The following is an 18,934-nucleotide window of genomic DNA, read 5'->3' on the forward strand; positions in this document are numbered from 1 at the left end:
GCCGGTGGACTTCTACCATCTCTTCGGCTACCTCTCCGGTTTGCTTTTCGTCAAGCCCGATATGGAACCGGCTTCGCTCTACCGCACGGCGGCGTTGGTGCATTGCCTCGACGGAATTCTCTGCCGCGTGATCGCCGCTCGCAGCCATCGTCGCACAAATCTCTGGATGCTTCTAGGCCTCCTCTTCGGCATCTGGGCGCTCGGCGCCGCCTTTCTGCTGCCGGCGAAGAACTGTGACGGTTCAAAAGTTCGAAAGTCCAACTAAAAGATCGCTCAAAACGTTCAGGCAGCTCAAACCGTCTGCCGCGAAGCGGACAGCCGCTCCGCGGCGGTCCGAAGGTTCAACGGTCCAAGGAAGAAAGAGACCGGAAACCGGGAACCGGGCTGGACGTCAGACGCCGGACCCTTGAGTGCGCTACCGCGCGTCCTCGGCGGCGACGCAGGCGAGGCCGTAACGATCCGTGTGCGAGATGGAAACCGACCAGCGGACGACGCCGAGGCGCTCGGCCAGTCGCGCCGTCTTGCCGTGCAGCGCGATCTCCGGCCGGCCGCCCGCCGCGCGCACGACCTCGATATCGAGCCAGCGCGCCTCCGCGCCCCAGCCGCGTCCGAGCGCCTTCATCACCGCTTCCTTGACTGCGAACCGCGCCGCGTAGCTGCGGAAGCGCCCGGCGCGGCGCCGCTCGCAGTACTCGACTTCGCCCGCCGTGTAGACCCGCGCGCGAAAACGCTCCCCGGTGCGTGGGTCCTCGAGCGCGCGCCGGACCCGTTCCACCTCGACCATGTCGATCCCCATCCCCACGATCATGCGCCAGCCTAGCCGCGGCGGCAGCGACGTGTCAAACCGCAAACAACCGTTCAAGCGTTCAAGCCGTTCGGCCGCCGCGCTCCGTTCAAACCGTCTGCCGCGAAGCGGCCCCCCGATACCTTTACGTTGACTGTTCCCCGCCGTTGGCGTAAAACCCAACTTCTGGGAGGAATCACCGTGCTACGAGCAGCCGTCGGCCTTCTCGTCCTTCTGTTCCTGTGCGCCCTTCCGCGGCCGGTTCTGGCGCAGAAGGGAACGATCAAGGTCGCCGTGCAGGCGCCGCTTTCAGGAGAGCAGGCGGCGATCGGCGAGCACATCAAGCTCGGCGCCCAGCTCGCCGTCGAGGAAGCGGCCAAGACCTTCAAGGACCTCGGCTTCGATCTGGTTCTGGTGCCCTACGACGACCAGGCCAAGCCCGAGGTTGGCGTCTCCAACGCCCGCAACCTGGTGGCCGACCAGGACGTTCTTCTGATCGTCGGCCATTTCAACTCCGGCGTGGCGCTGCCGGCATCCGAAGTCTACAAGGACGCGATGCTGGCGATGATCTCCCCGGCCAACACCGCGACCGAGATCACCGACCGCGGCTACCCGAACGTCAATCGAGTCTGCGGCCGCGACGACGTCCAGGGACCGGTCGGCGCGCGCTTCGTCGCCCAGGACCTCAAGCTCAAGTCGGTCTACATCGTTCACGACAAGACCCTCTACGGCCAGGGAGTCGCCGACGCCTTCCGCGACGAGGCGGCCAGGCTCGGCCTCAAGATCCTCGGCTACGAAGGAACCGAGGAGCGCGCCAACTTCGCGCCGCTGATCATCCCGATGCGGGCCAAGAACCCGGACCTCGTTTACTTCGGCGGCATCTACCACCAAGGCGGGCTGCTGCTCAAGCAGATGCGCGAGAAGGGCGTGAAGTCGGTCTTTATGGGCCCGGACGGCCTCGACTCCTCGGAAATGGTCAAGATCGCCGGCTCCCAGGTGGTCGGCAGCTACTACACGACGGTGGCCGGACCGCCCGACGCCTATCCCGAATCGGTCGCCTTCGCCGCCAAATTCAAGCGGCGGTTCGGCAAGGACGTGGAGTCGTTCGGCATGTACGGCTACGACGCTGCCGCGGTCGGCCTGCAAGCGATCGCCCAGGCAATCCGCGCCGGCGGCGGCCGGAAGCCGACGCGCGCCCAGGTTTCGACGGCGGTCCGCAGGATCAAGAACTTCAAGGGAGTGACCGGAGCGATTGCGTTCGACGACAAGGGCGATCCCGTCAAGGCCAAGTACTTCGTGCTGCAGTTCGTCAAGCGGAGCTATCCAGGGAAAGTCGCCAAGGTGATCGAGCAGCAGGCTCCCCGCGGCAAGAAATCATAGCGCCGGCCGGAACCGCAACGTTCCTACCCGCGAAACCGAAAACCGAAAGGAAGCGATCCGCCGCGCCGACGTACCCCTCGCCGGCGCCCGCGCCTCGCGAGTCGAAGGTCATGAAACGGAAGCTGCGTGTCGCCGTCCTCTACGGCGGCAAGTCCGCCGAGCACGAGATCTCGCTGATCTCGGCGCGCAACGTCGTCGCCGCGATGGACCGGCGCAAGTACCGCGTCGAGGCGATCGCCATCGACGGGCGGGGCCGCTGGTATCTCGACGAGCGCCAGCGGCTTCTCTCCGGCGGCGCCCGGCGCGTGCCCGCGCGCCGCGCCGGCACCCTGCTGGCGGTGCTCCCGGGCGGCGGCGGGCGCTCGCTGATTCCGGTCTCGGCGCATCGCGCCCTTCAGGCCATCGATGTCGTCTTCCCGGTCCTCCACGGGCCGTTCGGCGAGGACGGCACGGTGCAGGGTCTGCTCGAGCTGATGGATCTTCCGTTCGTCGGCGCGGGCGTGCTCGGCTCGGCGCTCGGCATGGACAAGGACGTGATGAAGCGGCTGCTCCGCGACGCCGGCATTCCGGTGGCCAGGTTTCTCGCGTTCACGAGCGCGGAGCGGGAATCGATCGATTTCGGGAGCGTGCGGCGCCTGCTCGGCCTGCCGCTGTTCGTCAAGCCCGCGAACCTCGGCTCGTCGGTGGGGATCAGCAAGGCGGGCGACCGCGACGAGTTCGAGCGCGCGGTGCGGGAAGCCTTCCGCTTCGACCGCAAGATCCTCGTCGAGCAGTTCGTGGCCGGCCGCGAGATCGAGTGCTCGGTCCTGGGCAACGAGCGGCCGGTCGCCTCGCTTCCGGGCGAGATCGTCACCCGGCACGAGTTCTACTCGTACCGCGCGAAGTACGTCGACGCGCACGGTGCCGAGCTGGTGATCCCCGCGCGCCTGCCCGAGCGCGTCGTCGAGGCCGTGCGCCGGACCGCGGTGCGGACCTTTCAGGTGCTGGGCTGCGAGGGCATGGCCCGCGTCGATTTCTTCGTCAAGCGCGGCGGCCGCGTCGTGGTCAACGAGATCAACACGATCCCGGGCTTCACCCAGATCAGCATGTACCCGAAGCTCTGGGAGGCCAGCGGCGTTTCCTATCCGGCGCTGATCGACCGGCTGATCGAGCTGGCGCTGGAGCGCCACCGGCGGCTGAAGGCGCTGCGCACCACACGCTGAAGCCCGGCGGTTCCGCTTTCCGCCCCGCGCTCAATCCATCTGGCGGCGCAGGAAGGTCGGGATGTCGTACTTGTCGTCCTCCTCCTGGCCGGTGGCGAGCTGCAGGGTGTTCTTGCCGAGCGTCACCAGCTCGACCTCGTCGCTTCCGGCCTTCTTGCGCTGCCACGTCGGGCTGTCCATGTCGTCGATGATGGTCCCGAGGTGGACGACCTTCTTGCCCTTCGCCGCGGCGGCGGCCGGAATCCCGTTCGCCTGGTGCAGGGGCGCTGCGGGCTTCGCCTCCTCCTTGGAGACGCCGAAGCCGGTGGCGATCACGGTGATGCGGATCTCCTCGGTCATGCTCTCGTCGATCACCGCGCCGAAGATGATGTTGGCGTCCTCGTGCGCTTCCTCCTGAATCATCGACGCCGCCTCGTTGACCTCGTGCAGGCAGAGGTCGGGACCGCCGGTGATGTTGATCAGCACCCCGCGCGCTCCCTGGATCGACACGTCCTCGAGCAGCGGGCTCGAGATCGCCCTCTGCGCCGCCTCGATCGCGCGGTTTTCGCCGGTCGCGGACGCGGCGCCCATCAGGGCGAGGCCCATTTCCGACATCACGGTGCGCACGTCGGCGAAGTCGAGGTTGATCAGGCCCGGCGTGATGATCAGATCGGAGATGCCGCGCACCGCCTGGAGCAGCACGTCGTCGGCCTTGTGGAAGGCCTCCAGCATCGTCGTGGTCTTGGCGGCGATGCTGAGCAAGCGCTGGTTGGGAATCACGATCAACGTGTCGACGCTGCGCTGCAGCTCCTCGATCCCCTCTTCGGCCTGGCGCATCCGCTTCTTCCCCTCGAACGCGAACGGCTTGGTGACCACTCCCACCGTGAGCGCTCCGACCTCGCGCGCCACCCGGGCGATCACCGGCGCGCCGCCGGTTCCCGTGCCGCCGCCCATGCCCGCGGTGATGAAGATCATGTCGGAACCGGAGAGATACTCCCGGATCACCTCCTGGTCCTCGAGCGCCGCGCGCCGCCCGATCTCCGGATTGGCGCCCGCCCCCAGCCCCTTGGTGACCGTGCCGCCGAGCTGGATCTTCACCGGCGCGCGGTTCGCCTCGAGCGACTGCGCGTCGGTGTTGGCGACCAGGAACTCGACGCCGTTGAGCTTCGCCCCGATCATCGTGTTCACCGCATTGCCGCCGCCGCCCCCGACCCCGATCACCTTGATGCGGGCGTTGAGGTTGAACTGCTCTACGAGCTCGAACATAAGCTTTCCTCCTTGAAAGTTGGATCCGAAACGTTGGTCTCCCCGTCTAGAAAAACTCGCTCAGCCAGTCCGACATCCGGTGCTTGACCTTGGCGAGCAGGTTGTGGTCCTGGACCGCGCTGGCGCCGCGATCGTGGCGCCTGAGGCCGTAGAGCACCAGGCCGACCCCCGTCGCGTAGGCCGGTGTCGAGATCACGTCCACCAGGCCGCTCACGTGGCCCGGCACCCCCAGCCGCACCGGCATGCCCATCACCTGTTCGGCCATCTCGACCGCTCCCGGCAGCAGCGCCGCTCCGCCGGTCAGCACCACCCCGGCGGAGAGAAACTCCTCGTAGCCCGAGCGCGCGATCTCGCGCCGCACGAGCTGAAAGACCTCGTCCATGCGCGGCTCGATGATCTCGCAGAGGATCTGCCGCGACACCGTCCGCGCGGCCTTGCCGGCGGCGCTCGGCACCTCCACGCGCTCCTCGTGGCGCGCCATCACGCCCCGGGCCATGCCGTGGCGCAGCTTGATGCGCTCGGCGTCGGCGAACGGCGTTCGCAGCCCGGTGGCGATGTCGTTGGTGACGTGGTTGCCGCCGACCGGCAGCACGGCGGTGTGCTTCACGGTGCCGTCGTGGAACACCGCGATGTCGGTGGTCCCGCTTCCCATGTCGACGACGGCGACGCCCAGCTCGCGCTCCTCGGCGTTCAGCACCGCGTCCGCGGAGGCTAGCGGCGCGAGCACGATCTCGGCGACGTTGAGGCGCGAGCGGTTGCAGCACTTGACGATATTCTGCGCGACCGTCGCCGCGCCGGTGACGATGTGCACCCGGGCCTCGAGCCGAACGCCCGACATCCCGAGAGGCTCCTTGATGCCGTCCTGGTCGTCGATGATGTAGTGCTGCGGCAGGATGTGGAGCACCTCCTGGTCCATGGGGATCGCCACCGCGCGCGCGGCGTCGAGCACGCGGTCGAGGTCCCGTGGCCGCACCTCCCTGTTTTTCAGGGCGACGATTCCGTGGCTGTTGAAGCTCTTGATATGGCTGCCGGCGATCCCGGTGAAGACCGTGTGGATCTCGCAGCCGGCCATCAGCTCGGCCTCCTCGACCGCCTTGGCGACCGCCGCGGTCGTGCTCTCGATGTTGATCACCACTCCCTTGCGCAAGCCCTGCGACGCGTGCGAGCCGACGCCGATGATCTCCGTCCCCTGATCGGTCCACTCGCCCACGACGGCGCATACCTTCGAGGTTCCGATATCCAACCCGACGACGATGTTGTTCTTTTTCGCCATAGTCCCAATCGCCTTGAAACAACCGTTCCTTCGACTAGCGCGACGCGCGGCGCAGCCGCGCCACCACCTGATCCCGAAAGCTCGCGTCGAGCGAGATCAGCTTTTCCTCGTTTCCCTTCCAGAGCGACAGCACGCGATCCAGGCGCTCGAGCTTTGCCTCCCAGTCCCCCGACCCGACGTGCAGCGCCAGCGGCAGCGCGGTGGTATAGACCACCAGACGGTCGGGCGCGTCGAAATGGATCTCGGAGAGCGTCCGGGACCTTTCGGTCATGAGCTCGCTCAGCCGCAGCGCGTCGCGGATGCGCCGGCGGACGTCGGGGCCCCCGCCGCGCAGCTCCTCGCGTGCGAGCCCGGTCAGCATCGGGAAGCTCACGCTCTCTTCGGGGCCGACCTCCTTGAAGACCACGCCGTCGGCGTCGACGTAGTAGAGCCGCCCGATCGCCACGATCGCCTTAGGCTCCCGCTCCTCGACCTCGATCACGACGCGGCCGGGAAACTCGCGGCGCACCGAGACGCGGCGCACCCACGGATGCTTCGCCACCTTGCGTTCGATCGCCTCGAGGTCGATCTCCCAGAGGTTCACGCCCGGCTGCAGCCCGGCGAGCGCGACGATCTCGTTTCCCCGGATCCGGTCGCTGCCGCGCACCTGGATCTCGGCCGCGGAAAAATAGGAGCTTTCGAAAAGCGCTCCCGCCGCCGCGCGGGCGATGCCGGGGAGCAGGCTTCCCCAGGTCAGGAGCACGGCCGCGGTCGCGGCCGCCGCCGCAACCGCGACCACGATCATCCCGCGCCGGCGCGCCGACGTCTTGCGCCGGTTGTCCCTGCGACGCCCGAGCAACGTCACGATCTTCCCCCTCGCGCGACGGGCCATGAGGTTTCGATTGCGCTCACGACTCCGGCTTTCCTTCCGGCCACTCGCCGAGAAAACGCACCTCCGGCTGCAGCTCGACGCCGAACCGGGCCTTCACCTCGGCTTGCGCCAGCTCCATCAGCCGGCGGACCTCCGCGGCCTTCGCCCCGCCCAGGTTCACGATGAAGTTGGCGTGCTTCTCCGAAATCTGGCTCTGGCCGATGCGCTTGCCCTTGAGGCCCGCCGCCTCGACCAGCCGCCCGGCGAAATCTCCGGGGGGATTGCGAAACATCGATCCCGAGTTCGGGTGCCCGGCCGGCTGGCTGCTGCGGCGCCGCTGCACCAGCTCGCGCACGCGCGAGCTGACGCGCGCCGGGTCCTCTTTGGCCAGGCGCAGGACCACGCGCGTGACGATCATCCCGGGCGGAAGGTTGGACTCGCGGTACGCGAACCGCATCTCGCCGCGTTCGAAGCGGACGCGCTCGCCGGCGGCGGAGAGACCCTCGACGCGGTCGACGAGCCGCTCGAACTCCGAGCCGTACGCGCCGGCGTTCATCGCCAGCGCCCCTCCCACGCTGCCCGGAATGCCTTCGGCGAACTCCAGGCCGGCGTAGCCGCGCCGCGCCGCCTCGCGAACGAGCTGCGTCACCGCGCAGCCGGCGCCGGCGAGCGCCCGTACGGTTTCGCCCTCTTCGTCCCAGCGCACGCGCCTGAATTCGCCCGACAGGCGGATCACCGCGCCGCGCACGCCGAGGTCGCTCACCAGGACGTTGCTCCCGTTGCCGAGAAAGCAGACCGCCGTACCGTGACGGCGGAGCAACGGCAGCAGCCGCGCCAGCGCCTCCTCGGTGCCGGCCTCGATCAGGTAATCGGCCGGGCCGCCGATCTTGATGGAGGTGAACGGCGCGAGCGGCTCGCACAGCCGGATCGTCAGCCCGGGGATTTTCCGCAACTCCTCGACCAGCTCGCTCACGAACAACCTTCCTGCTAGCCCTTGCCCGGCCATAGCCTCCGTTCCGCGGTGTTTCCGTGGGGCTTCACTTTTCTCCGCTCCGCCCGCCCGCCGCGGCGCGCGGCTGGAGACGCGCCACGAGCGCCTCGGCGACCTGATAGACGTCGCCCGCCCCCAGCGTCAGCGCCACGTCGCCGGGCCGCAGGCTTCGCTCCAGCGATTCCACGATCGCCTCCTTGTCAGCGATGAACTGCACGTCCATGTGGCCGCGCCGCCTGATCGCCTGATACAGCGCTTCGCCGGTGATTTCCGGAATCGGCTCCTCGCCCGCCGGATAGATCTCGGTCAGGATCAGGCGATCCGCGCCGTCGAAGGCGGTCAGAAACTCGTCGAACAGGTCCGCCGTGCGCGTATAGCGGTGGGGCTGGAAGACCACCGTCAGCGGCCGCTTCCAGCTCTCGCGGATGGCGTCGATCGTGGCGCGCGCCTCGGTCGGATGATGCCCGTAGTCGTCGATGACGAGCACGCCTTGCGGTTCGCCCTTGATCTCGAAGCGGCGGTGAATGCCGCTGAACGATTCCAGCGCCTCGGCGGCCCGCGCGAACGGGATCTCCAGCTCGCGCCCGACCGCGAGCGCGGCCAGCGCGTTGCTCACCGTGTGGCGCCCGGGAAGCTGGAGCCGGACGCTCCCCAGCCGGTGGCCGCGGTGCTGCGCCACGAACTCCACGCCGCCGGGGCGGCTCCGGAGGTCGGTCGCGGAAAATTCCGCCTCGGGCGAGAGGCCGTAGGTGACCACGCGCTTGCGCACCTTGGGGAGCAGCGCCCGCACCTGAGGGTCGTCGAGGCAGAGCACCGCCACGCCGTAGAACGGCACTTTGTTGGCGAACGCCAGAAAGCTTTCGTTCAGCCGCTCCATCGAGCGGTGGTAATCGAGGTGCTCGCGATCGATGTTGGTCACCACCGCAATCGTCGGCGAGAGAAAGAGAAAGCTGCCGTCGCTCTCGTCCGCTTCTGCGACCATGAACTCGCCCTGTCCCATCCGCGCGTTGCTCCCGAGCATGTGCACGCGGCCGCCGACCACCGTCGTCGGGTCGAGCCCGGCGGCGCTGAGGACCGCCGAGATCATGGAGGTGGTGGTGGTCTTGCCGTGGCTGCCGGCGACGGCGACGCCGTACTTCATGCGCATCAGCTCCGCCAGCATCTCCGCCCGCGGGATCACCGGGATCTGGCGGCGGCGCGCTTCGAGCACCTCCGGATTGGAGTACTTCACCGCGGTCGAGATCACCACCACGGTGGGCTCCCCCGCCAGATTCTCCTCCTGGTGGCCGATGAAGATCTGCGCTCCCGCGGCGCGCAGCCGCTGCGTCGCCTCGCTCTCGCGCAAATCCGAGCCGCTCACGCGGTAGCCCAGGTTGAGCAGGATCTGCGCGATGCCGCTCATCCCGATGCCGCCGATGCCGACGAAGTGAATCCGGTGTTTTGTGTGGCGCAGCATTGCTCGAAAATCCGCTCACGCTCCGATCAGCGCGTAGCACTCCGCCACCACCCGCGCCGCCGCGTCGGGCCGGCCCAGGGCGCGCGCCGCGGCGGCCATCCGCTCCAGCGCGGCTTGATCGTCGCGGTACTTGCGGATGCGCGCGGCCAGCGCCTCGCCCGTCAGCTCGCGATCCAGGATCATTTCCGCCGCCCCGGCATCTTCCAGCGCCTTGGCGTTCCATCGCTGGTGGTCATAGATCGCGTACGGATACGGAACCAGAACCGCGGCCTTGCCCAGCGCGGTCAGCTCCGCGACCGTGGTCGCGCCCGCGCGGCAGACCACCAGGTCGGCCCGGGCGTAGACCTCGTCCATCCGCTCGAAGAACGGCCGGACCTCGGCCTCGAAGGGCAGCGAGCGGTACGCCCGCTCGACCTCGGCGAAGTCGGCCTGGCCGGTCTGGTGAATGACCCTGACCGTCGCCGCGAGCTCCTGCGCGCCCCGAAAGGCTTCGATCGCCGCGACGTTCAGCCGGTGGGCGCCAAGGCTTCCGCCGAAGATCAGCACCGTGAACTTCCCGTTCCGCTCCGCCGGCGGCAGGCTCGTCCAGCGCACCGGATTGCCGGTCTGCACCGTCTTGCCCGCAGGGAAGAACGCCGCGCTCTCGGGATACGAGGTGAAGATCCGGTCGACCACGCGGCCGAGCAGCTTGTTCGTGAATCCGGGGCGGAGGTTCTGCTCCATGATCGCGCAGCGCACGCGCCGGGCCGCGCCGGCCAGGAGCACCGGTCCCGACGCGTACCCGCCCAGGCCGAGGATGCAGTCGGGGCGGAAGCGGCCGACGATCCGCAGCGATTGCGCGACGCTCACGGGAACGCCGTAGAGCGCGTCGAGCCAGCCGCGCAGGCCGCGCCCCTTGATGCCCTTGACCCGGATCGTCTCCAGCCGGAAGCCCTCCCGCGGCAGCACCCTGGCCTCGATTCCCTGCTCCGTTCCGACGAACAAGATTTCCGTCATCGCGTCCCGCTTTCGGAACTCCCGCGCCACCGCCAGGCCGGGAAAGAGATGCCCTCCGGTGCCGCCCCCGGCCAGGATCACGCGCACGGCTAGACTCTCCGCCGCGACAGGCCGAGCAGAATTCCCGCCTCCATCAGGTTGACCAGCATCGCCGAGCCGCCGTAGCTGATGAAGGGCAGCACCAGCCCCTTGGTCGGCATCAGCCCCATGACCACCGCCATGTGGATCAATCCCTGCAACCCGAGCAGGACCGTGATCCCGAAGGCGAGGTACTGCTCGAAAGGCTCCTCGATTCTCGAGGTGAGCCGCAGGCCGCGCGCCGCGATCACGCCGAACAGCGCCAGCACCGCCAGCGCGCCGAGCAGCCCCAGCTCCTCGCCGATCACCGAGTAAACGAAATCGGTATGGGCCTCGGGCAGATAGAAGAGCTTTTGACGGCTCTCGCCGAGCCCGCGTCCCCACAGCTGCCCCGAGCCGAAGGCGATCAGCGACTGCACCACCTGGAAGCCGCTGCTCGTGGGCTCGCTCCACGGATCGAGAAAGGTAAGCAGCCGGCGCATCCGGTATTCCGCCGTCATCATGAAGTAGACGAGGACCGGGAGGGCGAGCAGCCCGGTCGCCGCCAGGTGCGAGACCCGGGCGCCGCCGATGAAAAGCATCAGGTAGAGAAGCGCGCCGAGGATCATCGCCGTGCCGAAATCGGGCTCGAGCAGGAGCAGGCCGAGAAAGACGCCGCCGACGATCAGGTGGGGAAGCACCCCGATCGCGAAGGTCTGGATGCGCTCCTCCTTGCGCGCCATCGAGTGCGCCAGGTAAAAGACGATCGCCGGCTTGGCCAGCTCCGCCGGCTGGAAAGCGAAGCCCGACAGCATCAGCCAGCGCCGCGCGCCGCCGCGCGCCACTCCGATCCCCGGAATCAGCACCAGCACCAGCGCCACGAAGGCCGCGCCGAGCAGCGGGTAGGCGAGCTTCGGGTAATAGCGCGCGGGCAGCAGCGTGCAGGCCAGCAGAGCCGCCACGCCGGCGCCCGCCGCGATCAGCTGCTTGCGGAAGAAATAGGTCCCGTCGGCGAACCGCTCCTGGGAATAGAGATAGCTCGTGCTGAGCACCATGGTGACGCCCATGATCAGCAGCGCCCCGACCGCGATCAGCAGCCATTTGTCGACCCCGAGCCCGTCCCTCATAGCCCGTGCACCAGGTCCTTGAACGCCTTGCCCCGCTCGGCGTAGTTGCGAAACATGTCGAAGCTCGAGCACGCCGGCGAGAGCAGCACCACGTCGCCCGCGCACGCGTGCGCCGCGGCGTCGCGCACGGCCTGCTCGAGGCTGTCCACCAGCACGGTCTCCGTGAGCGCGCCGAGCGACGCCGCGATCAGCTCCCGCGCCGCCCCGAACAGCACCAGCCGCTTGACCTTCTGGCGAATCTCCCCCGCGAGCACGCCGTAATCGCCTCCCTTGTCGACGCCCCCGGCGATCAGGATCACCGGCCCGCGGAAGCTCGCCAGCGATTTGGCCGCCGCGCCGACGTTGGTGCCCTTGGAGTCGTTGTAGTAGCGCACCCCGTTCTTCTCGCAGACGAACTCGAGCCGGTGCTCCAGCCCCGGGAAGCTTTCGAGCGTCTGCTGGACGGCGGCCCGGCCGACGCCCAGAGCGCGCGCCGCTGCAACCGCCCCCATCATGTTCTCGACGTTGTGGACCCCGTGAATCTTGACCCGGGCCAGAGAGTACGCCTCCTCGCCGCAGGGGGAGCGCCGGACGATGCCGCACGGCCCGGGGAAGAGCCCTTCGGCGACCTCGCCGAAGCCGATCGAGACGACGGCCGCGCGGATGCGCCGGCGCATCTCCCAGACGCGCGGGTCGTCGCGGTTCAGGACCGCGGTGTCTCCCGGCCCCTGCGCGGCGAAGATCCTCTCCTTGGCGCGGCGGTAGGCGTCGAAGTCAGGATAGCGGTCCAGATGGTCTTCGGTCACGTTGAGCAGCACGGCGACCCTGGGGCGAAACTCCCGCACCCACTCGAGCTGAAAGCTGCTGACTTCGACCACGCCCGCCTCCCACTCCCCCTCCACGAAGCCGATAAGCGGCGCGCCGATGTTGCCGCCGACGAAAACCTTTCGACCATCGCGCTCGAGCATCTCCCCGATCAACGTGGTGGTCGTGCTCTTGCCGTTGGTTCCGGTCACGGCCACCAGCGGCGCCGCGATGAAGCGCGACGCCAGCTCGATCTCGCTCAGGACCTCGACGCCGCGGCGCGCCGCCGCCACGAGGAGCGGGTTATCCGCGGCGACGCCCGGGCTCGGCACGACCAGGTCGAGCCCCTTGATCCACGCGGGATCCTCGCCGCCCAGTCGATAGCGCACCGGCAGCCCGGCGAGCCCCCGGATCCCTTCGGCCAGCTCGTCGGCGCCCCGGCGGTCGCTGACAACGACGTCGGCGCCCTTCCGCGCCAGAAAACGAGCGGTCTCGAGCCCGGTGCGCGCCAGTCCCACGACCATGATTTTCTTGTTCTTCAGCTCCATTGCCACGGCGCGCTCAGCGGAGCTTCAGCGTGCTCAAACCGATCACCGCGCAGATGAACGCGATGATCCAGAACCGGATAATGATCTGCGGCTCCTTCCAGCCCTTGAGCTCGTAATGGTGGTGAATCGGCGCCATCAGGAACACCCGTTTGCGCCGGATCTTGTACGACGCCACCTGAAAGATCACCGAGAGCGCCTCGAGCACGAAGACCCCGCCGATGATCACCAGCAGCACCTCGTTTTTGGTCATCACCGCGACCACTCCGAGCGCCGCCCCGAGCGCGAGCGAGCCCACGTCCCCCATGAACATCTGCGCCGGATAGGCGTTGAACCAGAGGAAGCCCAGACCCGCAGCCACCACCGCAGCGCAGAAAACCGCCAGCTCGCCCACGCCGGCGACGTACGGGATCTGCAGGTACTCGGCGAGCTTCAGGTGGCCGGAGACATAGGCGATGACCGCGTACGCGCCCGCCGCGATCATCACCGGGCCGATCGCCAGGCCGTCCAGGCCGTCGGTCAGGTTGACCGCGTTCGAGGCGCCGACCATCACCAGCATGGCAAACGGAATGTAGAAGATCCCCAGGTCCGGCCGGAACGTCTTGACGAACGGGATCGCCATCTCGGTGCTGAACTTGGGATGAAAGAAATAGAGGGCGGCCGCGACGACGAAGGCGACGCCGAACTGCCCTGCCAGCTTGGCGCGCGGCGGCAGTCCCCTGCTGTTGCGCCGCGTGAGCTTGAGATAGTCGTCGGCGAAGCCGACGGCACCGAAGCCGATCGTGGCGAACAGCGCCAGCAGCACGTAGGGGTTGGTCACGTCGGCGAGGAGAAACGTGGAGAGCGTCAGCGCCAGGATGATCAGCGTGCCGCCCATCGTCGGCGTCCCCGCCTTGACCGAATGCGATGCCGGGCCGTCGTCGCGGATCTGCTGGCCGATCTGTTTCTCGGTGAGCGAGCGGATCAGCCAGGGCCCGAGAACGAACGAGACCACGAGCGCCGTCAGGGCCGCCATCGCCGCCCGGAACGTGATGTAGCGAAAGACGTTGAAGCCGGAGTAAGTGGTGTGGAGAGGAAAAAGCAGATGATAGAGCAAATCGGTCTCTCCTAGGCCTCACCGCCGGTCAGTTTCTGCAGCACCGTTTCCATTCTCATTCCCCGCGATCCCTTGAACAGCAGCCAGTCGCCGCGCCTCACGCGGCCGCGAAGCCAGCCCGCGATCTCGTCGTGGCTCCTGCCGATGCGGATCCTTTCCTCGGCCATGCCCGCGGCCATCGCTCCGCGCTTGACCGCCGCCGCGTAGCGCCCCAGCAGATAGAGCCGGTCGATTCCCAGCCGCGCCACGAGCCCTCCCAGCTCGACGTGGTGGCGGCGGCTCTCCCGGCCGAGCTCCAGCATGTCGCCGAGCACCGCGCTGCGCTCGCCGCGGCACGGCATCTCGCGGAGCGCCTCGAGCGCCGCCGCCATCGACGCGGGGTTCGCGTTGTAGGCGTCGTTGATGATCGCTGCGCCGCGCCAGCGCCTGAGCTCCATGCGCATCGCAAACGGACGGGCGCGCTCCAGCCCTTCCCGGATCGCCGTCGCCCCGGCACCGAAGCCGTAGGCCATCGCCGCCGCGCCGAGCGCGTTGCCGATGTTGTGCCTGCCGACGAAGCCGAGCCGCACCCGCCGGCGGCTTCGGCCCAGCCGCAGGACAAAGCGCATCCCGTCGGGGCCGGCCGCCGCGCCCGGCTCGGCTCTCACCCGGCCGCGCTTGCCGTAGGTGATTTTTTCACCCGCGAAGCCGCGGCTCAACCTGCGCACCCACGGATCGTCGAGGTTGACCGCGATCTTGCCTCCCGGGCGCACGCCGCGAAACAGCGCCCCCTTTTCCCGCGCCACGCCGGCCATGCCGTCGAGCCCTTCGAGGTGGGCGGGCGCCACCGAGGTGATGATCCCCATGTCAGGCTCGGCGATCTCCGCGAGCCGCGCGATCTCGCCGGGTCGATTGGTGCCCAGCTCGACGACCGCGACGGCGTCGCGCGGGCGCAGCCGCAGCAGCGTGAGCGGCAGCCCCACCAGGTTGTTGAGATTCCCTTCGGTCTTCAGAACTCTGCCACGCAGGCTGCGTCCTTTCCAGCGCGCCCGCTCGAGAATCGCGGCCAGCATCTCCTTGGTCGTCGTCTTGCCGTTCGATCCGGTGACGGCGAGCACCTTCGGCCCGTACTGCCGCCGCCGGTAGCGCGCCAGATCGCCGAGCGCCCGCAGCGTGTCCGCCACCCGGATGACGGTCACGTCGGGCCGCGGCGGCGCCACGCGCTTGTGGACCACCACGCACGTCGCGCCGCGCCGGACCGCGTCGGCGACGAAGCGATGGCCGTCGAGCCGCTCGCCCTTGAGCGCCACGAAGACCGACCCCTTCTCGGCCCGCGTCGAGTCCGTCACGACGTCGGCGAAGAGATCCCGCGCCCCGTCGCGCAGGATCTTTCCTCCGGTCGCCGCGACGATCTCCTCTTTGCTCCACCCCATGCTCCCTTCGCTAGGCGCCTCCGAGCCGGTTGAGCTCCTCGCGAGCGACCTCCCGATCGTCGAAATGGATTTTTTCCGAGCCGAGGATCTGATAGTCCTCGTGGCCCTTGCCGGCGATCAGAACGACGTCGCCCGGCCGCGCGCGCTCCAGCGCCGCGCGAATCGCCGCGCGCCGGTCGACCTCGACCAGATAGCCGCGCCCGGCGCCGGGCTCCACGTGCGCATCGATCCTTTCCAGCCCGGTCTTCAGCACCCCCGACTCGACCTCGCTCGCGATCCGCCGCGGCTCTTCGCTGCGAGGGTTGTCGGAGGTGACGAAGACGAGGTCGCTCAGGCGGGCGGCGATCTCTCCCATGAGCGGGCGCTTGCCGCGATCGCGGTCGCCGCCGCAGCCGAAGACGGTGAGCACCCTGCCGCGTGCCAGCGGCCGGACCGCTCGGAGAACCTTTTCAAGGGCGTCCGGCGTGTGCGCGTAGTCCACCAGCACCGCGATGTCGCGGCGGTTCTCGATCTTTTCCAGCCGCCCCGGAACGGTGCGCAGCCGCTCGATCCCCGCCCGGATCGCCTCGGTGGAAAGGCCGAGGGCGACACCCGCGGCCGCCGCCCCCAGCAGGTTTTCGAGATTGGCCGCACCGATCAGGGCGGAGGAAAACTCGATCGTCCGGCCCGGCATCCGGATCTTTCCCCGAAGCCCGCGCACGTCACTTACGACGTCGACCGGATGGACGTCCCAGCGCTCATCCCGCCCGTAGCTGAGCACGCGAGCTCCCGCGCGCCGCGCGCGCTCGAGCAGCTCTGGCCCGCGGGGATCGCCGCCGTGGATCACCGCCGCCTTGCCCGGCTTGGTGCTCGCCGGCAGGTAGTCGGTGAACAGCCGGCTTTTCGCCTCGAAGTAATCGTCCATGCCGGCGTGATAGTCGAGATGGTCGCGCGACAAGTTCGTGAACAGCGCCGCATCGAACTCGACGCCCCGCACCCTTTGCTGCACCAGGGCGTGCGAGGAGACCTCCATCGCCACCGCCTCGACGCCCGCGGCCGCCATCTCGGCGAGCAGCGCCTGCAGATCGAGCGACTCGGGCGTGGTCTGCGGCGCCGGGACGCTGCGGTCGCGAAAGCGGTAGCTGATCGTTCCGATCACTCCCGGCTCGAGTCCCGCGGCCGCGAACATCGCCTCGAGCAGATACGTGACCGTCGTCTTCCCGTTGGTGCCGGTCACTCCGGCCAGCCGCAGGCGCGCGCTCGGCTTCCCGAAGTAGCGCGCGCTCCACAGCCCGAGCGCGCGGCGCACGTCCTCGACGCGGATCCAGGCGGCGCTCCCGGGCGCCGCCGGCCTGCGCGACGCCACCACGGCCGCCGCGCCGCGCCCTATCGCTTCCGGGATGAAGTCGTGCCCGTCGGCTTTCTCTCCGGGAACGGCGAAAAAGAGGTCGCCCTTCTTGACGCGGCGCGAGTCATAGGCCAGTCCGGCGATTTCTCGATCGAGGTCTCCGCCGGTTTCGATGATTTCCCACGATTCGAAAAGCTCCTCTAGGCGCATCCGATCAACCCTGGAGATTCAGCACCATCACGTCGTTTTCGTTCCAGCGGCTTCCAGGGAGCGGCGACTGCCTGACCACGAAACCGTTGCCGTGCATCTTGACCTTGAGGTTCAGCTCGCGCGCCTTTTCCACCGCTTCGCGCAGGCTCAAGCCCACGAAATCGGGCGCGCCTTCGCCGTTCTCGGCCGAGGCCGTGGCGCTTTCGCGTCGCGGCGAGCGCCGCGGCGGCGCTTCCTTTTCCTTCGCCAGGGCCGGCACCAGCTCCCCCTTGCGCGGCGCGACGCCGAGGTACTGGAGCGCTCCGCGGGCGATGTTGCGGAACGCCGGCGCGGCCACCACGCCGCCGTAGACGTTCGCCTCGGGCTCGTCCACCAAGACCATCGCCACCAGCCGCGGCGCCTCCGCCGGCACGAAGCCGATGAACGAGGCGACCCGCTTGCGCGACGCGTAGCCCCCGTTCGCGAGATCCGCTTTCTGCGCGGTGCCGGTCTTGCCCGCCACCTCGAAGCCCTCCACCTTCGCCATCGACCCGGTGCCGCCTTCGCTCGTCACCTCGGTGAGCATCGAGGCGAGCAGGCGCGCGCTCTTTTCCGAGACCACCCGGCGCACCACGTGCGGCTGGTTTTCGAGCAGCACCTCGCCGCGCGGGCCGACGGCGCGGCGCACGACGTAGGGGCGCATGAGAAAGCCGCCGTTGGCGATCGCGGCGTACGCCATCACCATCTGCAGCGGGGTCGCGGAGATGCCCTGGCCGAAGGCGTGCGTGGCGAGGTCCACCGCCGACCAGGACTCCGGCCGGCGCACCAGCCCGGCCACTTCTCCGGGCATGTCGACGCCGGTTACGCGCCCGAAGCCGAACTTCTCGATGTACTTGAAGAAGCGCTCTTTCTTGAGCTTCTCGGCGACCTTGGTAAATCCGATATTGCTCGACACTTGCAGGATCTTCCAGAACGGCAGCCAGCCGTGCGCATGGGTATCGTGTATGATCTTACCACCGTACGCGTATTTTCCCATCTCGCAGTAGAACAGGTCTTCCTTGCCGACGACCCCCTCCTCCAGAGCCGCGGCGGCGAGGATCGTCTTGAAGGTCGATCCCGGCTCGAAGCTGTCGGTGACCGCGCGGTTCCGCCGCTCCTCGGGCGACTGCTTGCTGTAATGGTTGGGATTGAACGAGGGGTAGTTGGCGAGCGCCAGGATCTCCCCGGTGTGCGGGTCCACGACGATCGCCACCCCGGCCTTGCCGCGGTACTTCAGCACCGCGGCCTCAAGCTCCTTCTCGGCGACGTGCTGGATCGACTTGTCGAGCGTCAGCTGGAGGTCGCCGCCGGGAGGAATCTGCAGCCCCTGGACCCCCTGGACGAGCACGCGCCGTCCGAGCGCGTCGCGCTCGGCGACCGACGAGCCGGTCTCCCCGCGGATGTAATCGTTGTATTGCAGCTCCAGCCCTTCGAGCCCTTCGGAATCGCGCCCGACGAAGCCGATCACCTGCCCGGCGAGCTGGCCCTGGGGATAGTAGCGATGGGGCTCGTAGAACATCCCGACCCCCTCGGCGTTGAGCGCCTGGACCTGCTCCGCCTCGCGCGGCCCGATCTGTCGTTTCACCCAGACGAACGGCTTGTCCGAGTGGAGCTTGGCGCGCACCTCGGCTACGCCGAGGCCCAGGATCTGCGCCAGCCGCCGCGCGGTCTCCTCGGGGTCCTTGAGGCGATGCGGCCGGGCGTAGACGCTTTGCGCCTCCAGGCTGAGCGCCAGCGCTTCGCCCGAGCGGTCGAAAAGCGCGCCCCGCTTCGGCAGCACGATCCATTCCTTGAGGTGCTGGCGCTCGCCCAGGCGCCGGAGCTTCGACCCCTGCAGAACCTGGAGCTGAAAGGCGCGGGCGGCGAGCGTCGCGAACAAAACGACGAAGAGCAGCTTGGTGCACCCGAGGCGCAGTCGATTGTCGCGTGGAACCCGTCTCATGGCAAAACGATGACCTGGCCTTTCTCGGGAGGCTCCAGCCCGAGGCGCTGGCGCGCCATCGCTTCCAGCCGCTCCGGCGACGTGAGCGTCGCCAGTTCGACCTTGAGCTCGCGATTCTCGCGCTCGAGCTGGCTCTGCAGCTTCGCGGTCGTGGACAGCACGTATCCCATGTGGACCACCTGAAGCCGCAGCCAGACGTGACCCAGCGTGAGCGCCACGATCGCCGCGATCAGGACGAGC

At 68.6% G+C, this 18,934-nt stretch carries 17 protein-coding genes; 3 read left to right on the forward strand and 14 right to left on the reverse strand.

Annotated features, from left to right (window positions below; all coding sequences use genetic code 11):
* Nucleotides 1–4 precede the first annotated feature (4 nt).
* Nucleotides 5–265, forward strand: a complete 261-nt coding sequence (locus tag VNN77_01590; GenBank protein ID HXG50084.1) for a hypothetical protein — start codon at nt 5–7, stop codon at nt 263–265.
* A gap of 150 nt (nt 266–415) precedes the next feature.
* Here VNN77_01590 and acpS read toward each other — a convergent pair whose 3' ends face one another.
* On the reverse strand, nt 416–808 hold the full coding sequence (gene acpS / locus VNN77_01595; GenBank protein HXG50085.1) for a holo-ACP synthase: 393 nt from the start codon (nt 806–808) through the stop codon (nt 416–418).
* A gap of 177 nt (nt 809–985) precedes the next feature.
* Between acpS and VNN77_01600 the strand changes: the two genes are divergently transcribed.
* Complete coding sequence (locus VNN77_01600; GenBank protein ID HXG50086.1) at nt 986–2,164, forward strand: branched-chain amino acid ABC transporter substrate-binding protein; 1,179 nt, start codon at nt 986–988, stop codon at nt 2,162–2,164.
* Nucleotides 2,165–2,274: 110 nt separating this feature from the next.
* On the forward strand, nt 2,275–3,366 hold the full coding sequence (ddlA, locus tag VNN77_01605; protein ID HXG50087.1) for a D-alanine--D-alanine ligase: 1,092 nt from the start codon (nt 2,275–2,277) through the stop codon (nt 3,364–3,366).
* Between the two features lie 30 nt (nt 3,367–3,396).
* Here the strand turns inward: ddlA and ftsZ are convergent, their stop codons facing one another.
* The 13 genes from ftsZ to ftsL form a co-directional block, all read right to left on the reverse strand.
* Nucleotides 3,397–4,611, reverse strand: a complete 1,215-nt coding sequence (ftsZ, locus tag VNN77_01610) for a cell division protein FtsZ (GenBank protein ID HXG50088.1) — start codon at nt 4,609–4,611, stop codon at nt 3,397–3,399.
* A 46-nt stretch (nt 4,612–4,657) separates the two neighbouring features.
* Entirely contained in the window at nt 4,658–5,884 is a 1,227-nt protein-coding gene (gene ftsA / locus VNN77_01615) for a cell division protein FtsA (GenBank protein ID HXG50089.1), read from the reverse strand.
* A gap of 34 nt (nt 5,885–5,918) precedes the next feature.
* A complete protein-coding gene (locus VNN77_01620; GenBank protein HXG50090.1) occupies nt 5,919–6,755 on the reverse strand; it encodes an FtsQ-type POTRA domain-containing protein in 837 nt (278 codons plus the stop codon).
* Nucleotides 6,756–6,771: 16 nt separating this feature from the next.
* The gene (gene murB / locus VNN77_01625) at nt 6,772–7,707 is read right to left on the reverse strand and encodes a UDP-N-acetylmuramate dehydrogenase (protein HXG50091.1); all 936 of its coding nucleotides are present in this window, start codon (nt 7,705–7,707) and stop codon (nt 6,772–6,774) included.
* Nucleotides 7,708–7,771: 64 nt separating this feature from the next.
* Nucleotides 7,772–9,181, reverse strand: coding sequence for a UDP-N-acetylmuramate--L-alanine ligase (gene murC / locus VNN77_01630; protein HXG50092.1), 1,410 nt, complete (start codon nt 9,179–9,181; stop codon nt 7,772–7,774).
* A 15-nt stretch (nt 9,182–9,196) separates the two neighbouring features.
* The gene (gene murG, locus VNN77_01635; protein HXG50093.1) at nt 9,197–10,264 is read right to left on the reverse strand and encodes an undecaprenyldiphospho-muramoylpentapeptide beta-N-acetylglucosaminyltransferase; all 1,068 of its coding nucleotides are present in this window, start codon (nt 10,262–10,264) and stop codon (nt 9,197–9,199) included.
* Nucleotides 10,265–10,266: 2 nt separating this feature from the next.
* Nucleotides 10,267–11,361, reverse strand: coding sequence for a putative lipid II flippase FtsW (gene ftsW, locus VNN77_01640; protein HXG50094.1), 1,095 nt, complete (start codon nt 11,359–11,361; stop codon nt 10,267–10,269).
* A complete protein-coding gene (gene murD / locus VNN77_01645; protein ID HXG50095.1) occupies nt 11,358–12,692 on the reverse strand; it encodes a UDP-N-acetylmuramoyl-L-alanine--D-glutamate ligase in 1,335 nt (444 codons plus the stop codon). Before murD ends, ftsW begins: the two co-directional genes overlap by 4 nt.
* A gap of 13 nt (nt 12,693–12,705) precedes the next feature.
* Nucleotides 12,706–13,785 (reverse strand): phospho-N-acetylmuramoyl-pentapeptide-transferase, encoded by a 1,080-nt coding sequence (gene mraY, locus VNN77_01650; protein HXG50096.1) that lies wholly within the window; start codon nt 13,783–13,785, stop codon nt 12,706–12,708.
* Between the two features lie 11 nt (nt 13,786–13,796).
* On the reverse strand, nt 13,797–15,197 hold the full coding sequence (gene murF, locus VNN77_01655; protein HXG50097.1) for a UDP-N-acetylmuramoyl-tripeptide--D-alanyl-D-alanine ligase: 1,401 nt from the start codon (nt 15,195–15,197) through the stop codon (nt 13,797–13,799).
* Nucleotides 15,198–15,207: 10 nt separating this feature from the next.
* Nucleotides 15,208–16,734, reverse strand: a complete 1,527-nt coding sequence (locus VNN77_01660; GenBank protein HXG50098.1) for a UDP-N-acetylmuramoyl-L-alanyl-D-glutamate--2,6-diaminopimelate ligase — start codon at nt 16,732–16,734, stop codon at nt 15,208–15,210.
* Nucleotides 16,735–16,738: 4 nt separating this feature from the next.
* Nucleotides 16,739–18,694 (reverse strand): penicillin-binding transpeptidase domain-containing protein, encoded by a 1,956-nt coding sequence (locus tag VNN77_01665; protein ID HXG50099.1) that lies wholly within the window; start codon nt 18,692–18,694, stop codon nt 16,739–16,741.
* A partial coding sequence (gene ftsL, locus VNN77_01670) for a cell division protein FtsL (protein ID HXG50100.1) occupies nt 18,691–18,934 on the reverse strand: 244 nt, incomplete at its 5' end. The genes VNN77_01665 and ftsL, both read right to left, overlap by 4 nt.

Source organism: Candidatus Zixiibacteriota bacterium (genome assembly GCA_035574315.1).
In the GTDB taxonomy this organism is placed as follows: Bacteria; Desulfobacterota; Binatia; order UBA9968; family UBA9968; genus DATLYW01.

Coding starts and splice junctions, on each gene's coding strand:
- acpS (HXG50085.1), bottom strand. CDS start 808: ATGATCGTGGGGATGGGGATCGACATGGTCGAGGTGGAACGGGTCCGG.
- ddlA (HXG50087.1), top strand. CDS start 2,275: ATGAAACGGAAGCTGCGTGTCGCCGTCCTCTACGGCGGCAAGTCCGCC.
- ftsZ (HXG50088.1), bottom strand. CDS start 4,611: ATGTTCGAGCTCGTAGAGCAGTTCAACCTCAACGCCCGCATCAAGGTG.
- ftsA (HXG50089.1), bottom strand. CDS start 5,884: ATGGCGAAAAAGAACAACATCGTCGTCGGGTTGGATATCGGAACCTCG.
- VNN77_01620 (HXG50090.1), bottom strand. CDS start 6,755: ATGGCCCGTCGCGCGAGGGGGAAGATCGTGACGTTGCTCGGGCGTCGC.
- murC (HXG50092.1), bottom strand. CDS start 9,181: ATGCTGCGCCACACAAAACACCGGATTCACTTCGTCGGCATCGGCGGC.
- ftsW (HXG50094.1), bottom strand. CDS start 11,361: ATGAGGGACGGGCTCGGGGTCGACAAATGGCTGCTGATCGCGGTCGGG.
- murD (HXG50095.1), bottom strand. CDS start 12,692: ATGGAGCTGAAGAACAAGAAAATCATGGTCGTGGGACTGGCGCGCACC.
- murF (HXG50097.1), bottom strand. CDS start 15,197: ATGGGGTGGAGCAAAGAGGAGATCGTCGCGGCGACCGGAGGAAAGATC.
- VNN77_01660 (HXG50098.1), bottom strand. CDS start 16,734: ATGCGCCTAGAGGAGCTTTTCGAATCGTGGGAAATCATCGAAACCGGC.
- VNN77_01665 (HXG50099.1), bottom strand. CDS start 18,694: ATGAGACGGGTTCCACGCGACAATCGACTGCGCCTCGGGTGCACCAAG.